This is a genomic window from Kribbella sp. CCNWLW201 (assembly GCF_037203805.1).
In the GTDB taxonomy this organism is placed as follows: domain Bacteria; phylum Actinomycetota; class Actinomycetes; order Propionibacteriales; family Kribbellaceae; genus Kribbella.
The window spans coordinates 636,290-658,796 of sequence record NZ_JBBCBQ010000002.1 but is presented as its reverse complement, the minus strand read 5'-3'; the positions used below and the strand labels follow the sequence as shown (position 1 = coordinate 658,796).

Annotated in this window: 24 protein-coding genes and 2 pseudogenes; 22 read left to right on the top strand and 4 right to left on the bottom strand. The window is 69.0% G+C overall.

What is annotated here, in order from left to right; all coding sequences use genetic code 11:
- Positions 1–20 precede the first annotated feature (20 nt).
- The 4 genes from V9K99_RS12935 to V9K99_RS12920 all read left to right on the top strand — a co-directional run bounded on the left by V9K99_RS12935 (position 21) and on the right by V9K99_RS12920 (position 3,836).
- Positions 21–1,091, top strand: a complete 1,071-nt coding sequence (locus V9K99_RS12935) for a WD40/YVTN/BNR-like repeat-containing protein (protein ID WP_337001921.1) — start codon at positions 21–23, stop codon at positions 1,089–1,091.
- A 63-nt stretch (positions 1,092–1,154) separates the two neighbouring features.
- Positions 1,155–1,976 (top strand): endonuclease/exonuclease/phosphatase family protein, encoded by an 822-nt coding sequence (locus tag V9K99_RS12930; RefSeq protein WP_337001923.1) that lies wholly within the window; start codon positions 1,155–1,157, stop codon positions 1,974–1,976.
- Between the two features lie 253 nt (positions 1,977–2,229).
- The gene (locus tag V9K99_RS12925; protein ID WP_337001925.1) at positions 2,230–3,606 is read left to right on the top strand and encodes a C40 family peptidase; all 1,377 of its coding nucleotides are present in this window, start codon (positions 2,230–2,232) and stop codon (positions 3,604–3,606) included.
- Between the two features lie 47 nt (positions 3,607–3,653).
- Complete coding sequence (locus V9K99_RS12920; RefSeq protein ID WP_337001927.1) at positions 3,654–3,836, top strand: hypothetical protein; 183 nt, start codon at positions 3,654–3,656, stop codon at positions 3,834–3,836.
- A gap of 9 nt (positions 3,837–3,845) precedes the next feature.
- Here V9K99_RS12920 and V9K99_RS12915 read toward each other — a convergent pair whose 3' ends face one another.
- Complete coding sequence (locus V9K99_RS12915) at positions 3,846–4,334, bottom strand: inorganic diphosphatase (protein ID WP_337001929.1); 489 nt, start codon at positions 4,332–4,334, stop codon at positions 3,846–3,848.
- Between the two features lie 50 nt (positions 4,335–4,384).
- Here V9K99_RS12915 and dacB point away from each other — a divergent pair, with 50 nt between their 5' ends.
- The 15 genes from dacB (at position 4,385) to V9K99_RS12840 (ending at position 17,557) form a co-directional block, all read left to right on the top strand.
- Complete coding sequence (dacB, locus tag V9K99_RS12910; protein ID WP_337001931.1) at positions 4,385–5,749, top strand: D-alanyl-D-alanine carboxypeptidase/D-alanyl-D-alanine endopeptidase; 1,365 nt, start codon at positions 4,385–4,387, stop codon at positions 5,747–5,749.
- Positions 5,750–5,869: 120 nt separating this feature from the next.
- Positions 5,870–6,964, top strand: a complete 1,095-nt coding sequence (locus V9K99_RS12905; protein ID WP_337001933.1) for a zinc-dependent metalloprotease — start codon at positions 5,870–5,872, stop codon at positions 6,962–6,964.
- Positions 6,965–7,028: 64 nt separating this feature from the next.
- Positions 7,029–8,000, top strand: coding sequence for a tRNA lysidine(34) synthetase TilS (gene tilS / locus V9K99_RS12900; protein WP_337001935.1), 972 nt, complete (start codon positions 7,029–7,031; stop codon positions 7,998–8,000).
- 4 nt (positions 8,001–8,004) lie between these two features.
- Entirely contained in the window at positions 8,005–8,556 is a 552-nt protein-coding gene (gene hpt, locus V9K99_RS12895) for a hypoxanthine phosphoribosyltransferase (RefSeq protein ID WP_337001937.1), read from the top strand.
- A 237-nt stretch (positions 8,557–8,793) separates the two neighbouring features.
- The gene (gene ftsH / locus V9K99_RS12890; protein ID WP_337001939.1) at positions 8,794–10,830 is read left to right on the top strand and encodes an ATP-dependent zinc metalloprotease FtsH; all 2,037 of its coding nucleotides are present in this window, start codon (positions 8,794–8,796) and stop codon (positions 10,828–10,830) included.
- A gap of 86 nt (positions 10,831–10,916) precedes the next feature.
- Positions 10,917–11,489: a GTP cyclohydrolase I FolE gene (folE, locus tag V9K99_RS12885; protein ID WP_337001941.1), complete on the top strand. Its 573-nt coding sequence runs from the start codon at positions 10,917–10,919 to the stop codon at positions 11,487–11,489.
- Between the two features lie 218 nt (positions 11,490–11,707).
- On the top strand, positions 11,708–12,850 hold the full coding sequence (locus V9K99_RS12880; protein WP_337001943.1) for a S1 family peptidase: 1,143 nt from the start codon (positions 11,708–11,710) through the stop codon (positions 12,848–12,850).
- Between the two features lie 276 nt (positions 12,851–13,126).
- Positions 13,127–13,924, top strand: coding sequence for a dihydropteroate synthase (gene folP, locus V9K99_RS12875; RefSeq protein ID WP_337002323.1), 798 nt, complete (start codon positions 13,127–13,129; stop codon positions 13,922–13,924).
- Positions 13,921–14,406: a nuclear transport factor 2 family protein gene (locus tag V9K99_RS12870; protein ID WP_337001945.1), complete on the top strand. Its 486-nt coding sequence runs from the start codon at positions 13,921–13,923 to the stop codon at positions 14,404–14,406. Before folP ends, V9K99_RS12870 begins: the two co-directional genes overlap by 4 nt.
- A complete protein-coding gene (gene folB / locus V9K99_RS12865; RefSeq protein WP_337001947.1) occupies positions 14,403–14,792 on the top strand; it encodes a dihydroneopterin aldolase in 390 nt (129 codons plus the stop codon). The genes V9K99_RS12870 and folB overlap by 4 nt, the downstream gene beginning before the upstream one ends.
- Positions 14,789–15,346, top strand: a complete 558-nt coding sequence (gene folK, locus V9K99_RS12860) for a 2-amino-4-hydroxy-6-hydroxymethyldihydropteridine diphosphokinase (protein ID WP_337001949.1) — start codon at positions 14,789–14,791, stop codon at positions 15,344–15,346. Before folB ends, folK begins: the two co-directional genes overlap by 4 nt.
- A gap of 2 nt (positions 15,347–15,348) precedes the next feature.
- Positions 15,349–15,861: a DUF3180 domain-containing protein gene (locus V9K99_RS12855; RefSeq protein WP_337001951.1), complete on the top strand. Its 513-nt coding sequence runs from the start codon at positions 15,349–15,351 to the stop codon at positions 15,859–15,861.
- Positions 15,862–15,872: 11 nt separating this feature from the next.
- A complete protein-coding gene (locus V9K99_RS12850; protein ID WP_337001953.1) occupies positions 15,873–16,313 on the top strand; it encodes a hypothetical protein in 441 nt (146 codons plus the stop codon).
- Between the two features lie 63 nt (positions 16,314–16,376).
- A complete protein-coding gene (locus tag V9K99_RS12845; RefSeq protein ID WP_337336390.1) occupies positions 16,377–16,748 on the top strand; it encodes a hypothetical protein in 372 nt (123 codons plus the stop codon).
- Between the two features lie 23 nt (positions 16,749–16,771).
- Entirely contained in the window at positions 16,772–17,557 is a 786-nt protein-coding gene (locus V9K99_RS12840) for an inositol monophosphatase family protein (RefSeq protein WP_337001957.1), read from the top strand.
- Between the two features lies 1 nt (position 17,558).
- Here V9K99_RS12840 and V9K99_RS12835 read toward each other — a convergent pair whose 3' ends face one another.
- The gene (locus tag V9K99_RS12835; RefSeq protein ID WP_337001959.1) at positions 17,559–18,764 is read right to left on the bottom strand and encodes an NADH-quinone oxidoreductase subunit D; all 1,206 of its coding nucleotides are present in this window, start codon (positions 18,762–18,764) and stop codon (positions 17,559–17,561) included.
- Between the two features lie 82 nt (positions 18,765–18,846).
- Here V9K99_RS12835 and V9K99_RS12830 point away from each other — a divergent pair, with 82 nt between their 5' ends.
- Positions 18,847–19,335, top strand: a complete 489-nt coding sequence (locus V9K99_RS12830) for a PH domain-containing protein (protein WP_337001961.1) — start codon at positions 18,847–18,849, stop codon at positions 19,333–19,335.
- Positions 19,332–20,816: a PH domain-containing protein gene (locus V9K99_RS12825; RefSeq protein ID WP_337001963.1), complete on the top strand. Its 1,485-nt coding sequence runs from the start codon at positions 19,332–19,334 to the stop codon at positions 20,814–20,816. Before V9K99_RS12830 ends, V9K99_RS12825 begins: the two co-directional genes overlap by 4 nt.
- Positions 20,817–20,923: 107 nt before the next feature.
- Here the strand turns inward: V9K99_RS12825 and V9K99_RS12820 are convergent.
- Both V9K99_RS12820 and V9K99_RS12815 read right to left on the bottom strand, forming a co-directional pair.
- Positions 20,924–21,289, bottom strand: a pseudogene (locus V9K99_RS12820) (SAM-dependent methyltransferase); the annotation flags it as partial.
- Between the two features lie 269 nt (positions 21,290–21,558).
- Positions 21,559–22,110 carry a 2'-5' RNA ligase family protein gene (locus V9K99_RS12815; RefSeq protein ID WP_337001965.1) on the bottom strand — a complete coding sequence of 184 codons (552 nt, stop codon included), beginning with the start codon at positions 22,108–22,110 and terminating at the stop codon, positions 21,559–21,561.
- Between the two features lie 6 nt (positions 22,111–22,116).
- Here V9K99_RS12815 and V9K99_RS12810 point away from each other — a divergent pair.
- Positions 22,117–22,461 (top strand): annotated as a pseudogene (locus V9K99_RS12810) (NAD(P)-binding domain-containing protein); the annotation flags it as partial.
- Positions 22,462–22,507: the final 46 nt, after the last annotated feature.

The window sequence follows — 22,507 nt, the reverse complement described above, 5'->3', positions numbered from 1 at the left end:
CATGGGTTAGGTTGCCCGGCATGAGAATCCTGCGTGTGGCCGCTGTTGCGGCAGGAGGTCTGCTGTTGATGTCTCAGCTCGTCCCCGCCCAGGCGAGCGGCCGGCCGTCGTACAAGTGGGAACTGACGCCGACCGGGAGTACGGCGCAGTTCCGCGGGCTGGCTGCGGTGAACAAGGACGTCGCGTGGGTCGGCGGGTCGGGCGGGCAGGTGTTGCGGACTGTCGACGGTGGGAAGAGCTGGCAGAACGTCAGCCCGGCTGGGGCCGAGACGGTGCAGTTCCGTGATGTCGAGGCGTTCGACGCGAAGCGTGCGGTGGTGCTGTCGATCGGGAACGGCGAGGACTCACGGGTCTACCGGACCGAGGACGGCGGCAAGTCCTGGACCGAGATGTTCCGGAACACCGACGCGAACGCGTTCTACGACTGCTTCGATTTCTTCGACAACAAGCGTGGGCTGGCGTTGAGCGATCCGGTGGACGGGAAGTTCCGGATCCTGGCAACGGCGGACGGTGGCAGGTCGTGGAAGGTGCAGCCCACGGCGGGTATGCCGGCCGCGCTGCCCGGTGAGTTCGCGTTCGCGGCCAGCGGCACCTGCCTGGTCGCCGGGCCTGGCCGTACGGCGTGGTTCGCGACCGGCGGCGGGGATCGGCCGCGGGTGTTCCGGACCGTTGACGGAGGCAAACACTGGACGGTCGCGGACTCGCCGATGGCCAGTGGTGAGGCGGCCGGAATCTTCAGCCTGGCGTTCCGCGGCCCGCTGTTCGGGGTTGCGGTCGGCGGCGACTTCCTCAAGCCGACCGAGGCGGTGAAGGCGGCGTCGGTCACGTACGACGGCGGTCGCAGCTGGGAGCTGGTCCCGGCGGACAAGGCGCCGAAGGGGTATCGGAGTGGTTCCGCGTTCGTCCCGAACTCGCCCGCTACCGTGATCGCGGTGGGCCCGTCGGGCAGCGATGTGAGCTACGACGGCGGGCGCAGCTGGACGCAGTTCTACGACGGCAGCTTCGACAGCGTCGAGTGCGCCGGGCACGGGGTCAACGCTGGTTGCTGGGCTTCCGGTGCCAAGGGCGCGGTCGCTCGGCTGACACGCTGATGTTCAGGTGGGCGACACCCGCAGGTTCTGCGGGTGTCGCCGATCTCCCGACAGGATGAGGGCATGCGCAAACTGGTGCTGGGGACTATTGCGGGATTGCTGATGCTCTTACCTACTGCGGCCGCCGCCGAGCCCGCGGCCACGGCTGATCGACCGGGTCGTCCGCTGACCGTGATGACCTACAACATCCACCACGGTGCCGGCGTCGACGGCGTACTCGATCTGGAGCGGATCGCCGTACTGATCGAGGAGTCCGGGGCGGACGTGGTCGGGCTGCAGGAGGTGGACCGGCACTGGAGTGCGCGGAGCAACTGGGTCGACCAGCCGGCCTGGTTCGCCAAGCGGTTGAAGATGCACTACGGGTACGCCGCCAACCTCGACCTGCCGCCGTTGAACCCGGGCGAGCCGCGCCGCCAGTACGGTACGGCGATCCTGTCGCGCTACCCGGTCAAGGACTTCACCAACACCCTGCTGCCGAAGTACCCAACGGGTGAGCAGCGCGGGCTGGCGGTGGCGACGCTCAAGGTGCGCGGGGTGGACCTGCGGTTCGCGAACACGCACCTGACGCACAACAACAACGCCGAGCGGCTGGAGCAGGCGCAGAAGGTGGTCTCGCTCCTGGGCTCCTCGATGACGCCGACGATGCTGGTCGGTGATCTGAACGCGCGCCCGGACGCGCCGGAGATCAAGACCATGACCGCTGTGCTCGACGACACCTGGCTAGAGGTCGGCGTCGGACCCGGCTACACCAGCGGTGCGGAGAACCCGACCGCACGGATCGACTACCTGCTGCACAGCCCGCAGCTGAAGCCCACCAAGGCGTCGGTGCCGGTGAGCTTGGCCTCCGACCACCTGCCGGTCGTTGGGTCGTACGTCCTTCGCTGATCACACCACCACGCTGACGGCGCCCTCCGGCTCAGGCTGGACGGGCGCCGTTCTGTGTGCTCGCAGTGACAGCCCGTTCGGAATTACAAGCTTGTAGTTTGTCAAGCCGACACGCAGGTGAAACAAAGTTACTTGTGTGAAAGGTGTTCCCATTGGGGCTGCAAGCAACTAGTGTCGCGTATGAGGTCCACGAGGACCAAAAGTTCACGAACCCTGGGGAAGGGGTTCGTGACCGGCGGAAGGAACGACTCCGATGCGGACGCCCTCGAGGGCCAGGTCCGGTCGGCGGGTCGCGGGCACTGGGAAGACCGGCAGGGCGCTGCTCTCCGGGGTGCTTGCGGTCTGTCTGGCCGGCTCGATGGCCGTGATCCCCGTCCCGGCGCAGGCCGAGCCGAAGCCGCCGGTCATTCCGTCCAAAGCCGCGGTGGAGCGGGCCAAGCAGGCCGCCGGCGCGAAGGCGGTCCAGGTGACCGCGATCGAGAACCAGTTGGCCGCCGCGAACGCGCGGCTGGAGCAGCTCGGCGTCGCGTCAGGGATCGCCGACGAGGCGTACAACGGCGCGGTCTACCGGCTGCAGTTGGCGAAGACCGACGCGGCACTGGCGGCGGCCCGGGCGGCGAAGGCACAGAAGACGCTGGCGACCCAGCGACAGCAGATCGGTCGGTTCGCGGCGGCGTCGTACCAGGGTGGTGGGGATGTGGCGAAACTCGCGCCGCTGTTCACCGCTGACGGTCCGCAGGAGCTGCTCGACTCGGCTGGTGCGGCGCGTTCGGTGTCGGCCGCGATGCAGGGTTCGTACCTGCGCTACACCGCGACGCAGGTGATGACGAACCTGTTCAAGGTGCAGGCCGACCAGGCCGTCACCAAGGTGAAGCAGGCGACCGACGAGGCGGCCAAGGCCAAGAAGGCGGCCGAGGCCGCGGAGCAGGCGCAGGCGTCGGCGGTCACGGCGATGAGCGTCCAGCGCAAGCAGGCGATCACCCAGCTCGCCGTCCTGCAGAACACGTCGATCCAGGTGGCCACCCAGCGGCAGCGGGGACTCGAGGAGCTTGCGCGCCAGCGAGCCGCCGCCATCGCCGCGAAGAAGGCGGCCGAGCTGCGCCGCCGGATCGCCGCCCGGGAGGCCGCCGAGCGGGCCCGGGAGGCGGCCGAGAAGGCTCGCGAGGAGCGGGAGCGGCGGGAGGAACAGAACAAGAACCCCGGGAAGACGCCGCCGAGGAAGCAGCCGGACCGGCCGAGGGACGACGACCGCCCCTCCTCCCGGAAGGGTGCCGGCGCCGCGATCGACTTCGCGCTGGCCCAGCTCGGCGACATGTATCTGTGGGGCGGGACGGGCCCGTCCCGGTGGGACTGCTCTGGCCTGACCCAGGGTGCTTGGGCGAAGGCCGGCGTGTACTTGCCGCACTACAGCGTCGCGCAGTACGAGCAGGTCCGGCACATCGACGAGGACGAGCTGCGGCCCGGCGACCTGATCTTCTGGTCGACGGATCCGGACGACCCGGGCACGATCCACCACGTGGCCATGTACCTGGGCGACGGGCGGATGGTGCACGCGCCGCGCACCGGCAAGCCGGTGCAGATCGACAGCGTGTACTACTGGGAGCCGCCGGACTTCTTCGGCCGTCCGTAAGTCACTTGCCTCCGGCAACAAGGTCTTCTTGGAGAACGGTGCCTGTGATGAAAGCAATGCGCGGCAAGGCGATGATCGCGTCCGCGATGTCCCGGGTCCGCCCGGCAGGCCGGCGTACGGTCAGGGCCGCGGAGGTGCCGCCGGAGCCGAGTGTCCCGAGCACGCCGTCGACTGCCGACGGCCCGGGCAACGCGGCGACGAACGCGCCGTACTCACTCGTCGGCTGGTAGCCGTCGGGGTCAGTGGCCTTCGGTCTTCAGGCGTTCGAACGAGGCGCTGATCTCGGTCTCGGCGTCGGTCCGGCCGACCCAGGTGGCGCCTTCGACCGACTTGCCCGGCTCGAGGTCCTTGTAGACCTCGAAGAAGTGCTGGATCTCGAGGCGGTCGAACTCCGGCACGTGGTGGATGTCGCGCAGGTGCTCCTGACGCGGGTCACCGGCCGGGACGCAGAGGACCTTGTCGTCCGGCCCCTTCTCGTCGGTCATCCGGAACATGCCGATCGCGCGGGCGCGGATCAGGCAGCCGGGGAACGTCGGCTCGGTCAGCAGCACGAGCGCGTCCAGCGGGTCGCCGTCCTGGCCGAGGGTGTCCTCGATGAACCCGTAGTCGGACGGGTACTGGGTGGCCGTGAAGAGGGTCCGGTCCAGCCGGAGCCGGCCCGTCTTGTGGTCCAGCTCGTACTTGTTGCGGGTGCCCTTGGGGATCTCGATGAAGACGTCGAACTCCATACGGCAGATACTGTCACGGTTCCGACCGACCAAATGACAGGAGCAGCCCGGTGGCCCGTCCTCCTCGTGCGGTGTTCGTCACGCTGCTCGCCACAGCGCTCTGCGTGAGCCCGGCGAGCGGGGCCGACGCCGTACCCGGATCCCGTCAGACCGCACAGGTCCAGGCGCCGGCGGTGCTGGCCCCGGCGAAGGCGGAGGGCGTCGCGCCGACGGCGGCCGGCGTACAGAAGGTGCTGGCGCCGATCCTCAAGGACCCGGCACTCGGCACGCACCGGGGCATCTATGTGTACGACGCCTCACGCGACAAGCCGGTGTTCTCGGTCGGTGCGACTACGCCGTACGTGCCCGCGTCGACTCTGAAGTTGCTGACGACGGTGTCGGCGTTGGAGACGCTCGGAGCGGACCACACGTTCACCACGAAGGTGGTCAGCGCTGCGAACGGCTCACTCGTCCTGGTCGGTGGCGGAGACCCCCTGCTCACCATCAAGCGCCAGACCGATCCGAGCGACTACCCGACGCGGGCCTCCCTGCAGGACCTTGCAGCCAGTACGGCGAAGGCACTGAAAGCGCAGGGCATCAGTAGCGTCACTCTCGGGTACGACGCTTCGCTGTTCACCGGACCGGCAATCAATGCGAAGTGGGAGTCGAAGTACGTTCCCGAGGGCATCGCGGCGCCGACGTCCGCTCTGTGGGTGAATGAGGGACGCGTGAGCCCGGGGATGGCCAAGCGGGCCAGCTCCCCGGCGCAGGCCGCGGCCACCGCGTTCGCGACGCAGCTGAAGGCTGCAGGGATCAAGGTGGCAGGCACGTCGAAGCCTGTTGTCGCGCCCGCTGGCGCCAAGGCTGTCGCGCAGGTGGCGTCGCCCAGTGTCGGCGAGATCGTCGAGTACGTGAACCTGCACAGCGACAACGACGGTGCAGAGGTTCTGCTGCGGCATGTCGGCTTGGCGACCAAGAACGGCGGCTCTTACGCCGGTGGGGTCAAGGGAGTGAAGGCGACGCTCACCAAGCTCGGTCTGGATGTCAGCAAGGCGCAGATCTTCGATGGCAGCGGCCTGGCGCGCAGCAACCACGTCCCGCTGGAGGTGCTGGCCGGAGCTGTCCGGGTGGCCGCGTCCGAGGACCACCCTGAGCTGCGGCACCTGCTGACTGGGCTGCCGGTTGCTGGGTTCACCGGCAGCCTCGAGGATCGGTTCGCCGGGCCTGGAGCGGGTTCGGGTACCGGACTGGTCCGTGCGAAGACCGGCACGCTGACTGGGGTCCACAGCTTGGCCGGTCTGGTCCGGGACCGTACTGGCACGCTCTTGGTGTTCGCGGTAGCGACTGACAGCGTGCCGGTTCCGAAGACGCTGGCCGCCCGGGCAGCCCTCGACCGGGCCGCGGCAGCGCTGGCCAATTGTGGCTGCGCGGTCTGATCAGCAGGCGCTTGTTGGGACATACGACTAGGGTCGACATATGAACGAGCGGAGCGAGTTCATCATCGAGCGCAGTGTGCCTTGTGCCTCATCCGCGCCCGGAGCGAAGCGAGGACGTGGATGAGTACGGCGGAAGGTCCAGCAACGGTGGAGATGGTCGACTGGCAGCTGGCGACGGGAGTGGCGCGGAAGCTGCTCCGGCCCGGCCCGGCGGTCAGCCGCGCTGAGGCGGATCAGGTGGTCGCCGAGCTACGCCAGTTCGCGGCCGACTCCGAGCATCATGTGCGGGATTTCACCGGGCTGCAGGCCACCTCGGCCACCGCGCCGGTGGTGATCGTGGACCGGCCCGGCTGGGTGCAGGCGAACGCGGACGGCTTCCGGACCGTCCTGCAGCCGCTGGCGGACAAGTTGCGTGAGAAGGCCGAGCGGACCGGCGGTCTGTCGTCCGCAGTCGGCTCCCGGGTGACAGGCATCGAGGCGGGTGCGCTGCTGGCGTTCCTGTCCTCTCGGGTGCTGGGTCAGTTCGACCCGTTCTACCCGTCCGAGCCGGATCCGGACCGTCCTGGCCTGACCGGCCGGCTCCTGCTGGTCGCGCCCAACGTGATGCACGTGGAGACCGAGCTGGGCGTCGTACCGCGGGACTTCAGGTTGTGGGTGTGCCTGCACGAGGAGACGCACCGGGTCCAGTTCACAGCGGTGCCGTGGTTGCGGGACCACCTGCGGTCGGAGATCGCGCTGTTCCTCGACCAGGCCGAGCTGGACGCGTCGGCGTACGCGGCGATGTTCCGGGAGGCTGTGCAGCGGCTGGGCCGGTCGGTGCGGGGTGAGGCCGAGCTGAGTCTGGTCGACCTGATGCAGTCGCCTGAGCAGCGGGCGGTGCTGGACCGGCTGACGGCGGTCATGTCGTTGCTGGAGGGGCACGCCGACTTCGTGATGGACGGGGTCGGGCCGTCGGTGATCCCGACCGTGGACACCATCCGGGCCAAGTTCACGTCGCGCCGGCAGAGTGGCAACCCGGTGGACCAGTTGCTGAAGCGCCTGCTCGGCCTGGACGCCAAGATGCGGCAGTACAAGGACGGTGCCGCGTTCGTCCGCCGAGTGGTCGAGCGGGTCGGCATGGACGGCTTCAACCGGGTGTGGACCGGGCCGAATACCCTGCCCACCAAGCACGAGATCGCGAACCCCGATGCCTGGGTCGCCCGACTCCACGGCTGAGCCTCCGTCCCGGTGGGCGACTGAGGAACTGGTCGAACACCGGCGGGGGAAGCTGCACCCCGCCGTGGCGCGCACCCGGGAGGCAGTGCGCAGCACGCTGTCCGAGCTGCCCGAGGGCACGACCGTCCTGGTCGCGTGTTCAGGCGGCACGGACTCGCTGGCCCTGGCGGCCGCGACCGCGTTCGAGGCGCCGAAGCTCAAGCTGCGCGCCGGTGCGATCATCGTCGACCACGGACTCCAGGCTGACTCCACCCAGACCGCGGAGATCGCGGCCGGGCAGTGCCGGTCGCTGGGGCTCGACCCGGTGCAGGTGCGGCCAGTGGAGGTCGGTAGCGAGGGCGGGCCGGAGGGGGCCGCTCGGACAGCCCGGTACGACGCTCTGCGCGACGCGGCCGACGAGTTCGGAGCGGACGTCGTACTGCTGGCTCACACTCGTGACGACCAGGCCGAGACTGTATTGCTGGGGCTTGCCCGTGGCTCAGGCGCCCGATCGCTCGCTGGGATGGCTGCTGTCGCCGGACAGCTTCGTCGACCGTTCCTCGAGCTGCCACGCGCCACCACGGCCGCCGCTTGCGTGGCATCGGGGCTGCGGCCCTGGCACGATCCGCACAACGACGACCCGCAGTACACCCGGGTCCGGGTGCGACATGAGGTGCTCCCGGTGCTTGAGGAGGCGCTCGGGCCCGGTGTGGTTGAAGCGCTGGCCCGTACGGCGGGACTGCTCCGGGCTGACGCTGATGCGCTCGACATGCTGGCGGCTGACCTCGCTGAGACCGCAGTACGTCGTACTGACAGTGAAGTGCACTGTGACGTCGCCACACTGGCGGCCGAGCCGGACGCCGTACGGACCAGAGTGCTGCGGCAGGCCGCACTGGAAGCCGGGTGCCGCGCCACGGACCTCACGGCCGGGCACATCGCGGCCGTCGACGCACTCGTGACCGCTTGGCGCGGCCAGCGATGGATCGACCTGCCGCAGGGGGTTCGGGCGGCCCGGCGGGGTGGATTCATCGTCCTGGGCGAAGGTGTGACAGGCTGATCGCGTGGATGCGTCGGACATCGAGAAGGACCTGAGCAAGATCCATTACACCGAGGACCAGATCCTGGCGAAGCTGCGGGAGCTGGCCGGCCGGATCGAGCAGGACTACGAAGGCAAGGACCTCCTCCTCGTCGGCGTCCTGCGCGGCGCGGTGATGGTGATGGCCGACCTGGCCCGGTCGTTCAGCCGGCACATCGAGATGGACTGGATGGCCATCTCGTCGTACGGGTCGGGGACCAAGTCGTCGGGTGTGGTCCGGATCCAGAAGGACCTGGACACCGACATCACCAACCGGCACGTGCTGATCGTCGAGGACATCATCGACACCGGGCTGACGCTGAGCTGGCTGGTCAGCAACCTGGAGTCGCGCAAACCCGCCTCGCTGGAGCTGTGCACGGCGTTCGTGAAGCCGGACGCGGCCAAGATGGCGGTCCCGGTGAAGTACGTCGGCCTGGAACTGCCGGACGAGTTCGTCGTCGGATACGGGCTCGACTACGCGGAGAAGTACCGGAACCTGCGCTGCGTCGCCACGCTCGCACCGCACGTGTACTCCTGAGGCACGTCCGGGCAACCCGGAGGCTGACCGGCCGGGCCAATTCCGGCCGGAGGGGTGCTTGCGCGCCGTACCCGGGGCAGACTTGGTGACAGCCTGTACAACTGGCTCTTACCGTCCTTCGGTGACCCTCGTGATGGGCACGCTTGCCCGGCACGAGACACTTGGACTGGTGTTACCGTCTCAAGCCCGCATACCCGGGCCTGCCGAGCTAGGAGGGACGGGGCGTAGGCCTCGATCATGGACGTGAAGCGCATCTTCCGCGGACCCCTGTTCTGGATCGTCGTCGCCTTCCTGGGCGTTCTGGTGATCGGACAGCTCCTGACCGGCTCGACCGGCTACAAGACCGAGCCCACGGGCCAGGTCGTGCAACTGATCCAGCAGGCCACCACCTCGTCGGACAAGACGATCAAGTCGGTGACGCTGATCGACCCCGACCAGGAGATCCGGGTCGAGAAGACCGACGGCACCAAGGTGCGCGCGCACTGGGTCGACGGCCAGGCCAACACCCTCGGCCAGTCGATCCAGAAGCTGTACGACGACAAGAAGATCGACCGGTACGACGTGGAGAACCCGAAGCCGAGCTTCATCGGCCAGGTGTTCTCCACCCTGATCCCGTTCCTGCTGATCGCGGTCGTCTTCATCTTCTTGATGAACTCGATGCAGGGCGGCGGCTCGCGGGTGATGAGCTTCGCCAAGTCGAAGGCCAAGCTGATCACCAAGGACACCCCGAAGACCACCTTCGCGGACGTGGCCGGGTGTGACGAGGCGATCGAGGAGCTCGGCGAGATCAAGGAGTTCCTGCAGGAGCCGGGCAAGTTCCAGGCGGTCGGGGCGAAGATCCCGAAGGGCGTGCTGCTCTACGGCCAGCCCGGTACCGGTAAGACCCTGCTGGCCCGTGCGGTCGCCGGTGAGGCCGGTGTGCCGTTCTACTCGATCTCCGGCTCGGACTTCGTCGAGATGTTCGTCGGTGTCGGTGCCTCCCGGGTCCGCGACCTGTTCGAGCAGGCCAAGACGAACGCTCCGGCGATCGTGTTCATCGACGAGATCGACGCCGTCGGCCGGCACCGTGGTGCGGGCCTCGGCGGTGGTCACGACGAGCGCGAGCAGACCCTGAACCAGTTGCTGGTCGAGATGGACGGCTTCGACGTCCGCGGCGGTGTGATCTTGATCGCGGCCACCAACCGGCCCGACGTGCTCGACCCGGCGCTGCTGCGGCCAGGCCGGTTCGACCGGCAGATCGCCGTCGACGCGCCGGACCTGCCCGGCCGCGAGCAGATCCTGAAGGTGCACGCCCGCGGCAAGCCGATGGCGCCGGACGTGGACCTGACCGCCGTCGCCCGTCGTACCCCGGGCTTCACCGGTGCCGACCTGGCCAACGTGCTGAACGAGGCGGCCCTGCTGACCGCGCGGAACAACCAGCAGGTGATCGACAACCGCGGGCTGGACGAGGCGATCGACCGGGTCATCGCCGGTCCGCAGCGGCGCAGCCGGCTGATGTCGGACAAGGAGAAGGTGCTGACGGCGTACCACGAGGGCGGGCACGCCCTGGTCGCCGCCGCGCTGCCGCACTCCGACCCGGTCCAGAAGGTGACGATCCTGCCGCGTGGCCGGGCGCTCGGCTACACGATGGTGATGCCGGACGAGGACAAGTACTCGACCACCCGGTCCGAGATGCTGGACAAGCTCGCCTACATGCTCGGCGGCCGCGCCGCCGAGGAGATGGTCTTCCACGACCCGACCACCGGCGCCAGCAACGACATCGAGAAGGCGACCGCACTGGCCCGCGCGATGGTCACGCAGTACGGCATGACCGAGCGGCTCGGCGCGATCAAGTTCGGCCAGGACAGCAGTGAGCCGTTCCTGGGCCGCGACATCGGCAGCCAGCGGAACTACTCCGAGGAGATCGCGGCCGCGGTCGACGAGGAGGTCGGCAAGCTGATCCTGAACGCGCACCAGGAGGCCTTCGACATCCTGGTCGAGAACCGCGCGGTGCTGGACCACCTGGTCGAGGAGCTGCTGGAGAAGGAGACCCTGGACAAGCACGAGATCGCCCGGGTCTTCGCGCCGGTGCAGAAGCGCGAGCGCCGGCCGGCCTGGACCGGTTCGTCCACCCGGGTGCCGTCGGACCAGCCGCCGGTGATGCCGGTGCCGACCCGCGGCGAGCAGAACGGTTCGCTGTCGGACGTCCTGCCGGGTGGCTCGGTCGGCCCGGACGAGGCCGTCAACCCGCCGAGCTACGGCAGCGGCCCGACCCCGCCGTCGCCGAAGGACTGAAACTCGCCGAACGCCGTCGCCCACCCGGGCGGCGGCGTTCGACGTTGTCCGGGGGGCTTTGCGGTGCGAGGACCTACAGTGGCCGGATGACGTCGCCGAAGTTCGACCACGCGCGGGCGGAGCGGGCGGTCCGGGAGCTGCTGATCGCGATCGGGGAGGACCCCGACCGCGAGGGGCTCAAGGACACCCCGGCCCGGGTGGCGCGCTCGTACGCCGAGATGACCGGCGGACTGGGTCAGAGCGCCGAGGACGTGCTCACCACCACGTTCGACATCGGTCATGACGAGATGGTCCTGGTGAAGGACATCGAGGTCTGGAGCCTGTGTGAGCACCACCTGGTGCCGTTCACCGGCGTCGCACACGTCGGCTACATCCCGAGCCGGGACGGCCGGATCACCGGGCTGTCGAAGCTCGCGCGGCTGGTGGACGTGTACGCCAAGCGCCCGCAGGTGCAGGAACGCCTGACCACCCAGGTGGCGGACTCCCTGCTCGAGCTGCTGGAGCCGCGGGGCGTGATCGTGGTGATCGAGTGCGAGCACCTGTGCATGACCATGCGCGGCGTCCGCAAACCCGGCGCCAAGACCATCACCTCCGCCGTCCGCGGCCAGCTCCGCAACCCGGTCACCCGAGCCGAAGCCATGAGCCTCATCGTCGGCTGACCACCGGCCTCCTGCTGTCCGCGGTCCGCGGCCCGGCCGTGGCTCCGGGGCTCAACCACCACCTGCTGTCCACGGTCGGTGATCCGGCCGTAGCTCCGGTGGGGGTCGGTTCGTTGACGTTTGAGAGCCGATGTCTGTGGACATTCTGTCGCTGAGCGTTTACTTTCCGTAGTGGTGCTTGGTCGACGAGAACCCAGCACCGGCGTGAGGAGGACAGGATGTCAGGGCGTTACCGGGTCGGCGCCGCATTCGCCGGAGTCGTCGTGCTGACGGCAGCCGGGCTGGTTGCGGCGAACTGGGCCAACGCCGAGTCCCGCGGCGACGGGAAGACCACTCAGGCGGCACCGGTCGACCAGGTGACGGGGAAGTCGCCGCTGGTCGCCGAGGCGCTGGAGTCGGAGCTCGGATCGAAGGCGGTCGGCAGCTACTACGACGACGCCGGTGACCTGGTGGTCGCCGTGTCGGACCTCGCAGCCGCCGAGTTGGTCCGCCAGGCCGGCGCGATCCCGAGGCTCGTCCGCTTCACGGCCGACCAGCTGAACGCCGTACAGGCCGAGCTGAACCGCGTCGCCAGCAGTTCGAGCGCGGGCAAGGTCCGGTCCTGGTACGTCGACCCGATCTCGGGCACCGTGGTCGTCACTGTGCCGAAGGGCGCGCGCGACCCCATCACCGAGCGGTTCCTCGAGCGGGCAAAGGCGAACGGCGACCAGGTGACGATCCGGACCGTGTCCGGCCGGGTGACCACCACCGCCGACGACTTCGGGCTGCGCGGCGGGGTCCAGGTGGACAAGAACACCGGGTACGTCTGCTCGCTCGGGTTCAACGCGCGGACCACGAAGGGCACCCGGATCTTCCTCACCGCCGGGCACTGCACGGCCGGCAAGCCTTCGTTCTCCCGGAACGGGTACATCCTCGGCAACACCCGGACGTCGAGTTTCCCGGGCAACGACTTCGGCACGGTCGGTGTGATCGAGGGCTGGGACCAGCAGGGGTACGTCGAGGGCTGGGGCGCCGGGAACGTCGCGGTGAAGGGGATCGCGAACGCCACCATCGGGTCGACGCTGTGCAAGTCGGGTAAGAGCACCGGCTGGACCTGCGGGCGGATCGTCGCGCGGAACGTGACCGTGAACTACGGGAGCAACAAGGTCGTCCGCGGGCTGTTCCAGCACACCGCGTGTGTGGAGGGCGGCGACTCGGGCGGCGCGAACATGACCGGCAACTACGCCCAGGGCATCACGAGTGGGGCCGCGCTGATCAACGGCCAGTGCCTGGAGAAGTACGGCCAAACCAACGAGTCCTACGCGCAACCCATCGCCGAAGCCCTCAAAGCCACCAAATCCCGCCTCGTCCTCAGCAACTAACCCCGCTCCGCCTCCCCACCCGCCAGCCCCGCGCCCCGCGCCCATTTGAGGGGTCAACCCCTCTCCTTGTGGGTTGCGGACCCAATATTCGGCGGCCAAACCCACCAACTGAGGGGTTGACCCCTCAAATGGGTTTGGCTGGAGGGGGTGGCGGGTCAGGTGGGCAACCGAGCACCTGACCTCCGCGTCGGGGGTGGGGGCTACTACGGTGTCTGGGTGGGAACTGAGTCTTGGGGTCACGTCGACGGGCTGCCGGTGGTGGATCGGTGTCTCGTGATGGGTGTCGTCAACGTGACGCCGGATTCGTTCTCCGACGGTGGCGAGTGGTTCGAGCCGGCCGCGGCGATCAAGCACGGGCGCGAACTCCTGGCCGAAGGCGCCGACCTGCTCGACGTCGGCGGCGAATCGACCCGCCCCGGGGCTGAACGGCCCGCGCCCGAGGAGGAGATCCGCCGGGTGCTGCCGGTGATCGAGGCGCTCGCGGCCGACGGCGCGTTGATCTCGGTCGACACCATGCGCGCCGGAGTCGCCGCCCTCGCCCTCGACGCGGGCGCGGTGATGATCAACGACGTGTCCGGCGGCCAGGCCGATCCCGACATGCTTCCGCTGGTGGCGGAACGTCGTACGCCGTATGTCTGCATGCATTGGCGCGGGCATTCGATCGACATGCAGAACAAGGCCGAGTACGACGACGTGGTCGCCGAAGTGGTCGCGGAACTGGGTGAGCGGGTCGAGGCGATGCGTGCGGCCGGCGTCGATCTGGGCCGGGTCGCACTGGACCCGGGACTCGGTTTCGCGAAGAACGCGGACCACAACTGGGAGATCCTGCGCCGGTTGCGGGAATTCGCCGTACTGGAAAGACCGTTGCTGATCGGTGCGTCCCGGAAGGCGTTCCTCGGTAGGCTGCTCGCCGACGAGCAGACCGGTGAACCCAGACCGGCCGTACGACGAGACGATGCGAGCGCGGCTGTTTCCGCCCTGGCCGCCGCCGCGGGAGCCTGGTGTGTCCGGGCCCACGCGGTGGCGCCCAGCGCTGATGCGGTCCGGGTGGCGAAGAGATGGGGAACGGTATGACGGACGGACCCGGCGGTCCGCGGCAGGGCACCAACGGTGAGGGTGCTGCGCGCGGTGCCACGGTGGAGGACGTCGTACTGAACGCCAACACCGCGTTCTACAACGCGTTCGAGGCCGGCGACCTGGACCTGATGGCGGCGGTCTGGCTGCCCGAACCGGACCCGGTCTGCATCCATCCGGGCAACGCCGCGATCTACGGGTACGCGGAGATGATGCGGGCCTGGGCGATGATCTTCGCCAATACGCCGTACATCCAGTTCTTCCTGACCGACGTACAGGTACGCGTGGATGAAGACGTGGCATACGTCACGTGTACGGAGAATGTCCTGTCGTCGGGAGAAGGTGCCCCGGAGGAGGGATTCGCCGGGGGCAAAGCGCTGGCCACGAACGTCTTCCGCAGAACTTCCTCCGGCTGGCGGTTGTGGATTCACCATGCCTCCCCGGTACTGTCGTCTGGGGGCCGACAGGAGGAGGCGGAATGAGCGGTCCCGTGACACCTCCTGACGTGATCGAGATCCGGGGCATCCGTGGGTTCGGACGGCACGGAGTGTTCGAGCACGAGCGGGCCGACGGACAGGAGTTCGTCGTGGACGTCCGGCTGGAGCTGGACACCCGGCCCGCCGCGGCCTCCGACGACCTGGCCGACACCGTGAACTACGGGGTGGTGGCCGAGCGGGTGCACCAGGCGATCGAGAGCGACCCGGTGGACCTGATCGAGACCCTCGCCCAGCGCATCGCCGACCTGTGCCTCGCCGACCGGCGGGTGACAGCGACCGCGGTGACCATCCACAAACCTTCGGCACCGATCACGGTGCCGTTCGACGACGTTGTCCTGACCGTGCAGCGCAGAGCCGGAGAATCCTCGTGACTGAGACCCCAAGTCCCCACGTCATCGACGCGGACACCCTGAGCGGTGGCCTCAAACCGATCCGCCAGGTGATCCTGTCGCTCGGCAGCAACCTCGGCGACCGCGAGGCGAACCTGCAGGGCGCGGTCGACGCGCTGCGGGACACCCCGGACGTCGTGGTGGTCGAGGTCTCGCCGGTCTACGAGACGCAGCCGGTCGGTGGGCCGGCCGAGTCCGGCCCGTACCTGAACATCGTGCTGCTCGCCGACAGCACGCTGCCGGTCGAGATGCTGCTGGACCGCGCCCACGCGATCGAGCAGGCGTTCGGCCGGGAGCGCAGCGTGCCGGGTGCGCCGCGGACGCTGGACGTCGACCTGATCACCTACGGCCAGAAGACGATCGAGTCCGACGAGCTGACCGTGCCGCACCCGCGGGCGCACGAGCGTGCGTTCGTGCTCGCGCCCTGGCTCGACATCGAGCCGGACGCGGTGCTGCCCGGCCACGGTCCGGTGGCCGAGCTGCTGGCCAAGGTCGGCTCGGACGACGTGACCAAGCTCGACGTCGAGCTGCAGTAGTGGTGTCCGGCGGTCCCGAGCCCGGCCGGGCGCCCGGTAAAGAGCCGCCCCGCCCGGGCTCGGTCCGGCCGACCTCGCGCTGGCTGCTGGTCGCGATCGCCGTCCTCGGGGCGGCGGTCGGCCTGACCATGGTCACGGCGATCGAGTCCGGCGGCGGGGTCGCGCCCGCGGTGTCCTGGCTGACGCTGGTCGCCTGGGCGTTCCTGGCCGCGCTGCTGTTCGCCGCGGCCCGCAACACCCACCAGCGGATCCAGGTACGGCGGGAACGGGTCGAGCCGTCCCGCGCGGTGTTCCTGCTGCTGATCGGGAAGGCCAGCGCTTTCGTCGGCGCGTTGTGCACCGGTGTTTACACAGGGTTCGCGTTATCCTTCCTGGAAGCGGTGAGCTCGTCCGGGCCCCGCAACCGTGTGATCATGGCCGGTGCCGCGGCGGTGGTCTCTGTGCTGGTCGTCACGGCCGGATTGTTGCTCGAACGTGCGTGTCGCATTCCCGAGGACCCCGACGAAACCCCCTAACATGTCGGTCCATGGGCTCAAGGGGTAACCGCCGTCGAACCAGGGCCACAGTTCTCGCCGTCGCCAATTCTCTGCTGGTGATCGTCTGCCTGGGCGTGTCCATCGCCCTGTTCTCGCAGAACCAGTGGATCCTGCGTGCGGCCGCCGTGGTCGCCGTACTGGTCGCCGTCGGCGCGTCTCTGCTGGTCCGCCACCAGCTCCTGGTCGAACGCCTGGCCCATTCCGAGGAACGGGCCCAGGTGGCCCAGGAGTACTCCCGGATCACCAGTGCCCGCGTGGTCGAGAACGCCGAGTTCGTCGACCTGATGCAGCGCCGGCTGGACAAGATCGACCAGCGGCTGGACAAGATCGACGAGGAGGTCGCCACGGTGGTTGCCGCCGGCGACAAACACTCCCAGGCCGACGCCCCGACCGTCGTCGACCTCAAGCTGCGAGGTCTGGCCGCTTCCTGAGTCCGCGCCCATACTGCGGTGTGGGAGGGGATGCACATGGGGCTGGACGCGAACTATCCGGCTGTGACGATGAATGACCCGAACGGGCATGTCACGGTCTACAACCAGGATCATCTGCCGATCGGGCAGCTCGGGCCGACGCCGTTCGAGTCACCGTCGGTGAACGTGACCTGCCGGCTGAAGGCCTGGGAGGACGCGTACTGGTACCGGCTGCTGAACCCGGACGGATGGGATTTCCCGGCGACGACGGCGTACGTGTCGGCCGACGAGACGCATGAGCTGAATCCGGGCCAGCCGTACCCGATCCCGGACTGCAGGAACGTCGGCTGCCGCCGCAAGGTCGGTCAGGCCGCCGCCGCGGGCGTGCTCGCGGCCGGTGCCGTCACCGCCATCCGGTCCTGGCGCCGGAGGTCGGACTCGCCCGACACCGCTTGAGGTGGTCGCGTAGGTTCTGCCCTGTGGATATCTCCGAACTGCTGAAGGTCGCCGAAGCCGCTGTCGATCGGGGAAGGACCGTCACCGACACCCGGGCGCCGGGGGTGCTGACGTCCAAAGGGGACCGGGACATGGCGTCCGAGGTGGACTTCGCGGTGGAGCGAGAGGTCCGGGCATTCCTCGAGCGGGAGACGCCTGACATCGGCGTACTGGGCGAGGAGGAGGGCGGCGCGACCGCCGGGACCCGCTGGGTGCTCGACCCGATCGACGGGACGGTCAACTTCATCCACGGCGTACCGCTGTGGGGGATCTCGCTCGGCCTGATCCACGAGGGCCGGGCGGTCGCAGGAGTCATCGACCACCCCGCGCTGGGGACCAGGTATGCCGCCGCCGAGGGACGGGGCGCGACCTGCAACGGTACGGCGATCCGCGGCAGCGACTGCACCAGCTTGACCGACGCGTTGGTTGCCGCGGGCGACTATACGGTCGGGCCGGACGCCGCCGCGCTGAACGTGGAGCGGCTGGAGATGGTCCGGCTGCTGATCCCGCGGGTGCAGCGGCTCCGCCAGATCGGCACGGCGGCGACCGCGCTCACCTGGGTCGCGGCCGGACACTTCGACGCGATGGTGATGTTCTCCAACAAGCCTTGGGACACGATGGCCGGGGTCGCGATCGCCCGCGAGGCCGGTGTCCGGGTGCTGGATGTCGACGGCTCGGAGCACACTCCGGAGTCCCGTGGCACGGTCGCGGTCTCGGCCGGCATCGTCGAGCCCTTCCTCGAGCTGGTCAAGCAGGCGACCGCGTCCTGACCTACTTGTCGATGTCGCCGACGACGAAGAACATGCTGCCGAGGATGGCGATCATGTCGGGGATGACGGTGCCGGGGAGGAGGGCGGGGAGGGCGGAGATGTTGTTGAAGCTGGCGGAGCGGAGTTTGAGGCGCCAGGGGGTTTTGTCGCCGCGGGAGACCAGGTAGTAGCCGTTGATGCCGAGGGGGTTCTCGGTCCAGGCGTAGGTGCTGCCCTCGGGGACCTTGAGGATCTTCGGCAGCCGGACGTTCACCGGGCCGGCGGGTAGGGACGACAGTTTGTCGATGCACGCGTCGACCAGGTCGAGGGAGACCTTCACCTGCTCGAGCAGCACCCAGAACCGGGCGAAGCAGTCGCCCTCGGACCGGGTGACGACCTTGAGTACGCCGTCGCGCTGCAACTCGTCGTACGCGAGGTAGGGCTCGTCGCGGCGGAGGTCGGCGTCGACGCCGGAGGCGCGGGCGATCGGGCCGGAGACGCCGTACTGCGCGATCAGTTCGGGGGAGAGCCGGCCGACGCCGACGGTGCGGGCCCGGAAGATCTCGTTGCCCATGACAAGGTCTTCGATATCCGGCAGCCGCTTGCGGACCGCGACCGAGGCGGCCGACGCGCGGCCGAGCCAGCCGTACGGCAGGTCCTCCTTGAGGCCGCCGACGCGGTTGAACATGTAGTGCATCCGGCCGCCGGACAGCTCCTCCATCACCGCCTGGAGGGTCTCGCGCTCGCGGAAGGCGTAGAAGACCGGGGTGATCGCGCCGAGCTCGAGCGGGTAGGAGCCGAGGAACATCAGGTGGTTCAGCATCCGGTTCAGCTCGGCCAGCAGGGTACGCAGCCAGACCGCGCGGACCGGGACCTCCAGGCCCATCATCCGCTCGACCGCGAGCACCACGCCGAGCTCGTTGCTGAACGCGGACAGCCAGTCGTGCCGGTTCGCCAGCACGATGATCTGGCGGTAGTCGCGGACCTCGAACAACTTCTCCGCGCCGCGGTGCATGTAGCCGACGATCGGCTCGCAGCCGAGGATCCGCTCACCGTCCAGGGTCAGCCGGAGCCGGAGCACGCCGTGGGTGGCCGGGTGCTGCGGGCCGATGTTGAGCACCATGTCGGTGGTGGCCAGCTCTGAGCCGCTCCCGGTCCCGCCCCGCTCGTACTGCGGGTCGAACCCGGCGGCCCCGGCGCCGATTCCCACCACTCGCTCCGTGCTCATATCGTCAGTCTCCCGCACGCTCGGTCGCACCAGGCACACTACCGTGGCGCCGAGATGACCAGCGGCGTGACAGGCTTGGGCTGTGGACGACCTCTTCGCACCTTCGGATGTCAGCTGGACGCCGGTTTCGCCGAAGCTGGCCTCGGTCCGCCGGCTGAACGCGGGCCTCACGTTCGGTGTGCTCGGTCTGCTGGCCTTGGTGGTCCTCGGGCTGACGCTCGGCTGGGTGTACGGCGTACTCGCGCTGGTCGTGTGCGCGGCCGGACTCGGCTGGTCGTGGGTCCTGATCGGACGGAACCAGCGGTCCTGGAAGTACGCCGAGCGCGAGGACGAACTGCTGGTCAGCCACGGGATCCTGTTCCGTGAGCTGGTCGTGGTGCCGTACGGGCGGATGCAGTTCGTCGACGTGACGGCCGGGCCGGTGGAGCGGGCGTTCGGGATCGCCACGGTGGAGCTGCACACCGCGACGCCGGCGACCGACGCGAAGATCCCCGGCCTGCACCCGGACGAGGCGAGCCGTCTGCGCGACCGCCTGTCCGCCCTCGGCCAGGCCCAGGCGTGGGGCCTGTGACAGAGCCGACGCCCGGGCCGTACGACGCCCCCGGGCACCAGACCACCCAGCAGCAGACCGCCCAGCAACAACCGGTCCAGCCGCAGTCACCCCAGCCGCCGGAAGAGCCGACCGGGGCGCGGCTGCATCCGCTGACGCCGTTCGTGAAGGGCTGGGGGTACTTCGTCGTCGCGGCGATCGCGATGGTGAACAACGAGAGCCTGCGCAGCAATCTCAAGCTGGCCGGCCTGGGCCTGGTCGCGGTCCTGATCGGCGGCATCCTGCTCGGTGCGCTGTCCTGGTGGTTCACCAAGTGGCAGCTGACCGACGACGCGATCCGGGTGGACAGCGGGTTCCTGTTCCGCCGGACCCGGATCATCCGGTTCGACCGGATCCAGGCGATCGACGTCGCCCAGCCGTTCGTCGCCCGCCTGTTCGGGATGGCCGAGCTGCGGATGGACGTGGCCGGCGGCGGCAAGAGCGACGGCAAACTGAGCTACTTCTCGTACGACGAAGCCGGCAAGCTCCGCACCATCCTGCTGGTCCGGGCCAAGGGCGAGCAGGCCGTCGAGCACACCACCCCGCAGCCCGAGCGGGAGCCGATCATGGTGGTCCCAACGGGCCGCCTGCTCGGCGCGACCCTGCTGTCCTCGACCGTCCTCGGTAGCGCCGGTGGTCTGATCTGGCTGATCGTCGCCACCACGGTGCTGGACTTCCACATCGGCCTGTTCGCCGGTCTGCCGCTGCTGCTCGGTGTCGTGCAGCCGATCTGGAAGCAGGTCGTCGGCAACCACGGCTTCACCCTGTCGGAGACCGACCACGGACTGCGGATCAAGCGCGGTCTGTTCGACGTACAGCGGCAGACTGTGCCGCCCGGTCGGGTGCAGGGCCTGCTGATCACCGAGCCGATCATCTGGCGGCTGCTCGGCTGGGCTCGCGTGGAGCTGGACATCGCCGGTCTGGCGGGTGACCCATCCGAGGGGGAGGACGCCCGCGAGGGTGCGCAGCTCCTGCCAGTTGGAGACCGCGGCGAGGTGGCCTTCGTGCTCGCTCGCATCCTGCCGGGGCTGGACCTCTCCCGCATCGAGATGCACCAGGCACCGGAGCGGGTCAAGCGGTTGCGACCGATCGGCTGGCGCTACCTGTCGTACGGTCACGACGACCAGGTGCTCGTCACCACGCGCGGCTGGGTGAGCCGTCGTACGTCGATCGTGCTGCACCACAAGACTCAGTCCGTTCGACTGGAGCAGGGGCCGATCCAGCGGCGTATGGGTCTGGCCAACGTCCATGTGGACACCCCACTCGGCCCGACTGACGCCATCGCCTTGCACCGCGACCAGTTCGAGGCCGCACAGCTCCTGGAGGCTCAGGCCGACAGGGCCCGCGAAGCCCGTCGTACAGCGCCCTCACCGACTGCCGTCCACACCCAGCCGAACCCACCAAGCCCGGACGGGTCCAGCAGCTCCGCAGCCTCACCGGCCGACGACAGCTCGGCCACGTAGCGCAGTGGTTCCGTCTGAGCCAGCTCCAGGCTCGGACGGGTCGCGCTCACTCCGAGAGCCCGCAAGGCGTCCCGCTGCAGCACGAGGGACCCGCCCAGCGAGTCCAGTGCCACGTGTGCTGTGACATCGCAGGAGCCGTCCAGCACCGGGTCACACTCGCGGCCGGCCCGGAAGCCGGTGACAGTCCCGTACAGCGGCCGACCGGCGCGCACGTGCCCGTAGTCGATCGCCACCGCCACCCCACCATCGGCAAGCCGCTCGACAACCGTGGTCCAGGCCAGATCGCGCGTCGTGCCGATCTCGGCCCGATCACCCGGCTCCCGCAACGGCCACCACTCCTCGAGCCAGCGCAGATCGTTGCCCGCGACAACCTCACCGAGCGACAGGTCGGCCAGCAGATACCGCGGTACGCCGTCCTCGTCGAGCTCGGCGACGTCACACGGCACGTTGTCCAGCCACTCGTTGGCGATCACCAGACCGCCCAGGGCCGCCGGCAGTTCGTCGTCCAGCTCCACCTCGACGACCGACAAGCCCTCGGCTCGCAGTACGTCGCCCAACTCGCCCGACCCCGAGCCGATGTCCACAACCTTCGACGCACCCACCGCACGAGCCAGCCGCGCCACCGCCTGTCCGAACAACGCGGACGCGTGCACAGACGTCCGGAAGTGTGCAGCCGGCCGCTCCCGCCGGTAGAACCCGTCAGGCCCGTAAAGGGCTCGCTCCCAGCCTTCGCGGAAGGTGATCACAACGGGACCGCGTCGAACTGCCGCCAGACGCCGTCCTCACCCTCACGCCACAGCCCCAACTCGGTGAGCATGGCCGTAGGCGCCGGTGTGGCAGCCAGAGCCTCCGTCGCTTCGGCAACGACGGCCGGACCGCCCTGGTCGGCCGACGAGATGGTCAGATGCGGATGCGGCTCCGGGAACTCCCCGCCGTACGGCGGACACTCCGGGAACGCCTCGAAGACCGAAACCAGCAGCGACTGCAGCTTGTCGAAGGGCTCCGGCTTCAGCCACGCCGTACCGTTCGGGAATTGGCCAGCGGTCGGGAAGCTCAGCTCGAACGGCTCGTACGGCGTCACAGCCTCGGACAACCGCCGTACGTCGTCTGATATCGGCTCAACCACCCACGGCACCAGGACTGTGACGTGCGGTGGGATCAACTCGGTCAGTCGGACGTGGGGACGCGCTGTCGACCGGGATACCGACCGCCAGCGGTGGGTGTAGTCCGCCAGCTCGGGCACTGTGATCAGAATCGCCGTCAAACCGGTCCGCGCCGCCAACGTATCGCTCACCACGGCATGCTCTCATCGCCTAGGCTGAAGGTGGATCGTCTGGTACCCCCCTGCGGGACTGGAACGAAAAGAGTGAGCATGGAACGGATCGGCTTGATCGGAGCCGGCCGGGCCGGAACCGCCCTGGGAGCAGCCTTGGCGGTCGCCGGACATCCCCTGGTCGGTGTCACAGCCCGGTCGGGCGCGTCACGTGAACGCGCCGCCCGGCTTCTTCCCCATGTACCGGTGCTGCCGGCCGACGAGGTCGTCGACCGCGCCGACGTGGTCCTGGTCGCCGTACCGGATGACCTGATCCTTCAGGTTGCCGAAGAGCTCCCACTCGGCAGCGGCCAGTACGTCGTTCACCTGTCGGGCACACACGGCCTGCGAGCCCTACCCCAACAGCCTGCGACGCCAG